Source organism: Pseudomonas sp., from assembly GCF_036387035.1.
Taxonomy (GTDB): domain Bacteria; phylum Pseudomonadota; class Gammaproteobacteria; order Pseudomonadales; family Pseudomonadaceae; genus Aquipseudomonas.
Genome location: NZ_DASVUM010000110.1, coordinates 1 through 6,564, shown reverse-complemented (window position 1 = coordinate 6,564; position 6,564 = coordinate 1). Strand labels below are relative to the sequence as shown.

Here is a 6,564-nt window from a genome sequence, read left to right as displayed (position 1 = left end):
TCAGCGCGGGCAATGTTGACGCCGTCCTGGCGCGAGCAGATGAACGTGGCCGACCGACTGGCCGGGGAGCTGCATGAACTCAACCATGGGCTGCGTGATCATGCACGATTGGCTTTGCAGCGCTATTTATGCGTAGCGGATGTCGCTGCAACGCGGGCGCAAGAGGTGCGTCTGTGTGGGTTCGAAGCCGTTCCTGCGCCGAGTGCTGTCGAGCCACCCGCCCATGAACAGGCTGATGGCGACAGGCTGATGCCCATATCGATTGACCTGGTTTCGCTGTTGCTTGAGCGGGTCACTGGACAGCAGCAGCATGCGCTGGACGCCTATGCCGGGTTAGAGGTGACGTCGACCAACGGTGCCCCGCTGGCCATTGAGCCGGCACTGCTCGAGCATGCCCTGCAACGCGCCGCCACTGATTTTACCGAGGCGTACCTGCGCCACTATTGGCGCAGCCGGACGCAAATACAGCGCAAAAATGGCAGTCATTGGCAGCCCGTGGTGGTTGCCAGCAACATTCGCCAGGACGCCGCGCGAATTGACCTCGCCCTGCGCCAGCGCCTTGAACTCATCCCGCTGGCGGGATTGAGCATGGCGCAGCAGGTTCTGGATCGTCCGGATCGGTCACAGCGCCTGAGCGAAACGATAACCGAGGCGTATTCGGTGACATTGCTTTATGGCATGGGTCAGGCGGTATTTTCGGATGTGATGGTGCTCTCGCAACCGTCAAAGCCCGAGGCCGGGGTCATGATGTGGAGCAGCCTGGCCGGATGGCGTCGATACCCTTTCGTAGAACGTCTGGACGACCGCATTCGGGCGCATTTTCATGGCCCTTTGAGTGAACGCTGGCTGGACCTGCTCGGAGAGAAAGACCGCTCGTTGCTGCGCGAGCACCTGCACGCAGCGGCTGATAATGCCGTCAGTGTGCGGCTGGAACTCATCGAAGGGCACGCCTTTGATGCGCTGCAGCTCGGCGCACTGGTTCGACAGAAGCAAAATCTGCGGCAGCTTTGCGAGCGTGCCGTCCGCTGCCGTTTCGGCCCGTCGCTGTTCCTCGGGTTGGCCAGTGCTGCAGAACCGGACGAGCCGCTCCAGACGCTGCTGGACGGTCTGTCGCTGAGCATCAGCCAGACGCTGCTCGACGCCATGCTGCCGCCGTGGCTGAGGGCTGTTTCACTGAATGACCTGTGGGCATATGTGCGGCTGTGGCAACGTTATTACCAGGCGAGCGAAGGCGGTCAGGATTTTCTGTTCGGTATCTCGTCATTGCAGGAGTACGCAGGTGATCGTCTCGTCACTCAGTTGCGGCTGGATTTTCCAGGGCACGACCTCAATCCCGATCTGATTAATGTGACCGTGCGCCATTACGTCCCCGCGCCGACGATGATTGGGCAGACGCCGTCCGCCATCCCCGGCGCGACGATTATCCGCACCGAATCGCTGACGGAGTATTCGGCCAACCGTTTTGCCAGCTTTCAGGATGCGGTGCTGAGTGTCGAGTCCGCTGAACAGGCAAACGCGGTCGCGCTGCTCCAGCCTGATTACGTGAGACGGATCGTTAAAACGCTCGACGTGGGCGCTGGCTTCATGGACATGCTGCGCCAGGGTCTCGATCCATCCGACCGAGACTACGCGTTACGTCGGCGGCTTTTTACCAACCAGTTGCCGCTCACGCTGCAGATCGTCGCGTTCCACCTCAAGGAGGAAAAATCCCTGAGCGCTACGGCGTTCGAATTCATCAGCCGTGTGCTGGAGATGCCGGATGGTATTGCGCGCGACTCGATGGGCGGCGAACGGGTCATCATCAGTCGTTTGCAGTTAGTGGCGGATTCCGGCATGCAGCCTGATAGCTGCCTGGGCCTGTACCTGATCGGTCCGGCCGACTCGGCGGCCGGGCCAGTGGTGCTTCATGCCATGCAGCACCCAGGCTTCCGGTTCCAGGAATTCCCCAGCCGTGCGGCGCTTATGACCGAACTGCGCGGCAACACCGAGTTGCAGGCGCTGTTGCTGCAGCGCCTGGAACCTGAAGTTCGCGGCCGCTACGAAAACAGCGGTTTCACCGAACCGCACCTGCCGTTCTTCGCTGCCGGACTCGGCGATGTGCCGCTGCGACCGCCCGGGCCGGTCGCATTGGCGATCGAAGCCATAAAGGGCAATGCACTGGACAGGCTGTTCGACGATACGTGCACGTTGCTGATAGAGGACGCCACCGCCAACACCATCAGCACTGAGGAGGCCAATCAGGCCTCGCGACGGTTCCTGATGACACTCGGCCTGGAGCAGGGATTGACGCTGCTGCCCGGCAAGCTCGCGGCGCTGGTCGCGTTGTGGCAGAGCCACTCACTGGTGCGCGCCTCGTTCGATTCAGCGTCGGGAAAGCGCTGGGGCGAGGCGCTGTCGGAGTTCTCGGCTGCGCTCGGCGTGATGGCGACAGCCCGTGGCCAGGCCCTCGAGGAGCGGTTGCTGGATGATCTGCAGGCTGAGGCCGTCGATGCCGCGCTGCCCACCGAGGACAACGAGTCGCCGATAGGTTACTCATGGCAGCGCACGCCTTTGAACACCGAACAGTTGATCCGGCTGCACGCCATGGCGGTCAAGGACGTAGCACTCAACGACCTGCGCCACGATCAACTGCTGAACGTCTACCGCACACCCCAGAGTAATGTGACGTACGCGGCGGTGAGCGGGCGCATTTATAGAGTTTCTCGCGATCCCCAAACAGGCCGCTGGCAGATCATCGGCGCCAACGGCACACCCGGGCCGACGTTGATGCTCGACGACAATCAGCGCTGGCAAATCGACCTGCGGCTGGGCTTGAAAGGCGGTGGGCCAGTGCTGACCCGCTTCAAGAATGAATTCAGCGGGCGCGAGGCGGGCGACACGCTGATCATCGAGGCAGAAGGCATGCCGCAGATTCGTCTGCTGCATCGCGACAAGGCGCGTCGGATAGGCCAGGCGCATTTACGGGCCAAACGCTGCCTGGAGAACTGCCTGGACAATCTGCACACTCACCAGCAAAGTCAGCCCCTCGACCCGCGCGTGGTTCAGATCCTGACCGAGTTCTTCGGCGTCCGTAAAGTCGACCGGCCTGTGCTGCTTGACGTCGAGCGGGTCATCAAAACGCTGTTCGAGGAACTGATGGACGCCTCGCTCTCGCCTTTCTCGTCGCCGCGTTTTGTGGTGGGCACCAATCGTCCCGGCAGCGAGACCACCATCGGGTTTGTTTACAAGCAGGACCCGCAAAAGCGCATCTACCTGACGGAAAATTTCTTTCAGGTGCCCCCGTATCGGCTCAATGCAAGGGCCGTCTCCGAAGGATTCGAGTTTGCCCCGCATTTCCGGGCTGCCACGCTGTTGCATGAGTTGTCGCACTTGGCACTCGCCACTCACGACATTGCGTATCTGGAGAGCTCGGCGCCCTTTCCGGATCTGATCGCGCAGAACGACGTGGGCAACGTTCGGCTGAAGGCGGATATCGAGCGGATACAGTCCCATGAGCTATCCAGCCTCAGCGAGCGCGGGACGTTGTTCAGGATGCTTGAGAATGATCAATGGCGAGACATCAGGCCTGAGGATAACCGGGGATATGACACGATTTTACGCGTGACCGGCACGACCAGCCTGGAGGAGGCGAGGGATGTGTTTTTGGCCGATCCGCAAAAACGCCGCCAGGTGATGCTCAGCAACGCCGACTCAATGGCGCTGCTGATTTTGCGGCTGGGCCGTCGCAACTTCGTCGTGCCGCCGCGGTGAGGGAGCGGCACTGCGCTGCCCTCAAAGCGAGTAGTGGCGTAACTCGCGCGCGATCAGCAGACGCTGGATTTCGCTGGAGCCTTCGTAGATCTGAGTGATCCGCGCGTCCCGGTAGTATTTTTCGACCGGGTAATCCTCCAGATAACCGTAGCCGCCGTGGATCTGCACGGCTTTGGAACAGACCCACTCGGCCATTTCCGAGGCGAACAGCTTGGCCTGGGACGCTTCCGACAGGCAGGGTTTGCCGGCCGTTCGCAGGCGCGCCGCGTGCAGGATCAGCAGGCGTGATGCATTGATGCGGGTGTGCATGTCGGCCAGCAGGTTGGCGATGCTCTGGTGTTCGATGATCGGCTTGTCGAACTGCACGCGGTCCCGGGCATAGGCCAGCGCCGCTTCGAAGGCTGCCCGGGCAATGCCCAGGGCCTGGGCGGCGATGCCGATGCGGCCGCCCTCCAGGTTGGACAGGGCGATGGACAACCCTTTGCCGCGCTCACCCAGCAGGTTTTCCGCCGGAATGCGGCAGTTACTCAGCGTCACCGCGCAGGTGTCGGAGGCGCGGATACCCATTTTGTGCTCCATGCGGTCGACGCTGTAACCAGGGTTGTCGGTGGGCACCAGAAACGCCGAGAGCCCGCGCTTGCCCAGCTCGGGATCGGTAACGGCGAAGACGATTGCCAGCTGCGCGCGCTTGCCGTTGCTGACAAACTGCTTGGCGCCGTTAAGCACCCATTCGCCGTCCTGCAACTCGGCGCGGGTGCGCAGGTTGTGGGCTTCCGAGCCGGCTTGCGGTTCGGTCAGGCAGAAGCAGCCAATGGCCTGGCCAGTGGCGAGTTTTTCCAGCCATTGCTGTTTCTGCGCATCGGTGCCGTAGTTCAGCACCGGTCCGCAGCCCACTGAACTGTGCACGCTCATCAGCGTACCGGTGGCGGCGTCGGCGGCGGAAATCTCTTCGACTGCAAGGGCGTAGGCCACGTAATCGATGTAGCTGCCTCCCCATTCAGCCGGGACGATCATGCCCAGCAGGCCCAGCTCCCCCAGCTTCGCCACGAGGGCGTCGTCGATCCATCCGGCTTTTTCCCAGGCCTGGGCATGGGGCGCGATTTCGTTGCGGGCGAAGTCCCGCGCCATGTCGCGGATCATCACGTGTTCTTCGGTCAGTTCAAGATCTTGCATACGTCACACCTCATGACCGCTGAAAAAGCTTGCCACGTGCTCGGTATCCACTGCCTGCACGCTGGAAGGATTCCATTGCGGTTTCTTGTCTTTGTCGACGATCAAGGCGCGAACGCCTTCGATCAGGTCCCCGCGCTCGAACCACTGACGGTCCAGGTGCAGTTCCAGCGCGAAACAACGCTCCAGCGACAGATGCCGGCCGCGGCGCAGCAGCTCCAGGGTCACCGCCATTGCCAGCGGTGAACGGGTTTGCATCACGTTCGCAGTGTCGATGGCCCAGGCATGGGTGTCGAAAACGCTCACTTCCAGCAGTTGTTCAATGATGCTCGGAACGTCCGGCAGGGCAAAGAAGTGGTCGATGGCCGGCCGCAACTGGGCCAGCGGCGGGGCAGGCAGGTGCTGCACGCCTAGTTTCGCCAGCGCGCCCTGCAAGTCTTTGAGCGGGGTGAGGCTCCACTTCAGGCTGTCCAGTTGAAGATCGAGGTCATCGAGCCGTGCGCTCTCCAGGTACCAGTTGGCAAGCCCGCAATACAGCGCGTCGGCGGCCTGGATCTGCACGCCGGTGACCCCCAGATAAATCCCCAGCTCGCCAGGAACCCGGGGCAGAAAGTAGCTGCCGCCCACGTCGGGGTAATAACCGATGGCCACTTCCGGCATCGCCAGGCGGCTGCGCTCGGTGACCACGCGCAGGTCCGCGCCCTGGGCCAGCCCCATGCCGCCGCCCAGCACGAAGCCGTTCATCAGGGCAACGACGGGTTTGCGGTAATGGTGGAGGGTGAGGTCCAGCGCGTATTCTTCGACGAAGAAGTCCAGGTGCTCGGTCCGACCGCTCTTGAAACTGTCGTACAGCGAGCGGATGTCGCCGCCGGCGCAGAAGGCTTTTTCGCCGGATCCACGCAGGACCACGGCGTAGACTTCGTCATCCTTCGCCCAGGCATCCAGCTGACACTGCAGCTGCCGGACCATGCGCAGGTCAATCGCGTTGAGGCCTTCAGGGCGGTTGAGGGTGATGTGACCGATATGATTGCGTACGTCGCACAGAATGCTGTCGCAGGCCGATTGCTCGCCTGCGTATTCGGCAGGTAATACCTGAGCCGTCATCGCGGAATCCCTGTTAATTATTGTTGTACTCATCCTCGGCTTGATCGCCGAGATCCGTGAGGGTGCTAACGGATGCTACCAGCGCCATTTTGTAAATGGCAATGAAGAATCCAGCGAGGGCTGCGTCCAGCGCCTGACAGGGGGGATTGCAAGAGCGTGCCGCCGACATCTCGGCGACTGGCCCTGACCTGTGAGAGGCGGCTTGCTGGCGAACCGGTTTTCACACATGCCGCCAAGGTGCCCGGCCTGACGGATTCGCCAGCAAGCCGGCTCCTACGGGCCTCCACCCAGGCGCTGGCATCCGGTATCGACGACAGATCAGCGTGGCAGTTTTGAACTGAGAACTGCTGAGGAATCGGGGCAAACGGATATCTACCGCATACCGCCGCGATCAGGCCTGCAAGCTGAACAACGCCATCTCTGGCGCATCGCTGATCCAGCATTCGCTGACCGTCCATCCTGCCCGCGCGGCCAGTTCGGTGAACGACTCAACCGTGAACTTGTGGGAGTTCTCGGTGTGCAGGCGTTCCCCGGCGGCGA

General features: G+C 62.1%; 4 protein-coding genes. 1 reads left to right on the top strand and 3 read right to left on the bottom strand.

The features are described from left to right. A partial coding sequence (locus VF672_RS10345; RefSeq protein ID WP_331104342.1) for a dermonecrotic toxin domain-containing protein occupies positions 1-3,750 on the top strand: 3,750 nt, incomplete at its 5' end. Between the two features lie 21 nt (positions 3,751-3,771). Here the strand turns inward: VF672_RS10345 and VF672_RS10340 are convergent. The 3 genes from VF672_RS10340 to VF672_RS10330 all read right to left on the bottom strand — a co-directional run. Beyond that, positions 3,772-4,923 carry an acyl-CoA dehydrogenase family protein gene (locus tag VF672_RS10340; protein WP_331104340.1) on the bottom strand — a complete coding sequence of 384 codons (1,152 nt, stop codon included), beginning with the start codon at positions 4,921-4,923 and terminating at the stop codon, positions 3,772-3,774. A 3-nt stretch (positions 4,924-4,926) separates the two neighbouring features. Continuing rightward, complete coding sequence (locus VF672_RS10335) at positions 4,927-6,024, bottom strand: enoyl-CoA hydratase/isomerase family protein (protein WP_331104338.1); 1,098 nt, start codon at positions 6,022-6,024, stop codon at positions 4,927-4,929. Positions 6,025-6,415: 391 nt separating this feature from the next. Further along, positions 6,416-6,564: L-histidine N(alpha)-methyltransferase (locus VF672_RS10330; RefSeq protein ID WP_331104344.1), on the bottom strand; the 149-nt coding region annotated here is incomplete at its 5' end.

Bases quoted from the DNA above. Each gene is read 5' to 3' on its own strand.
- VF672_RS10340 (WP_331104340.1), bottom strand. From the start codon at position 4,923: ATGCAAGATCTTGAACTGACCGAAGAACACGTGATGATCCGCGACATG.
- VF672_RS10335 (WP_331104338.1), bottom strand. From the start codon at position 6,024: ATGACGGCTCAGGTATTACCTGCCGAATACGCAGGCGAGCAATCGGCC.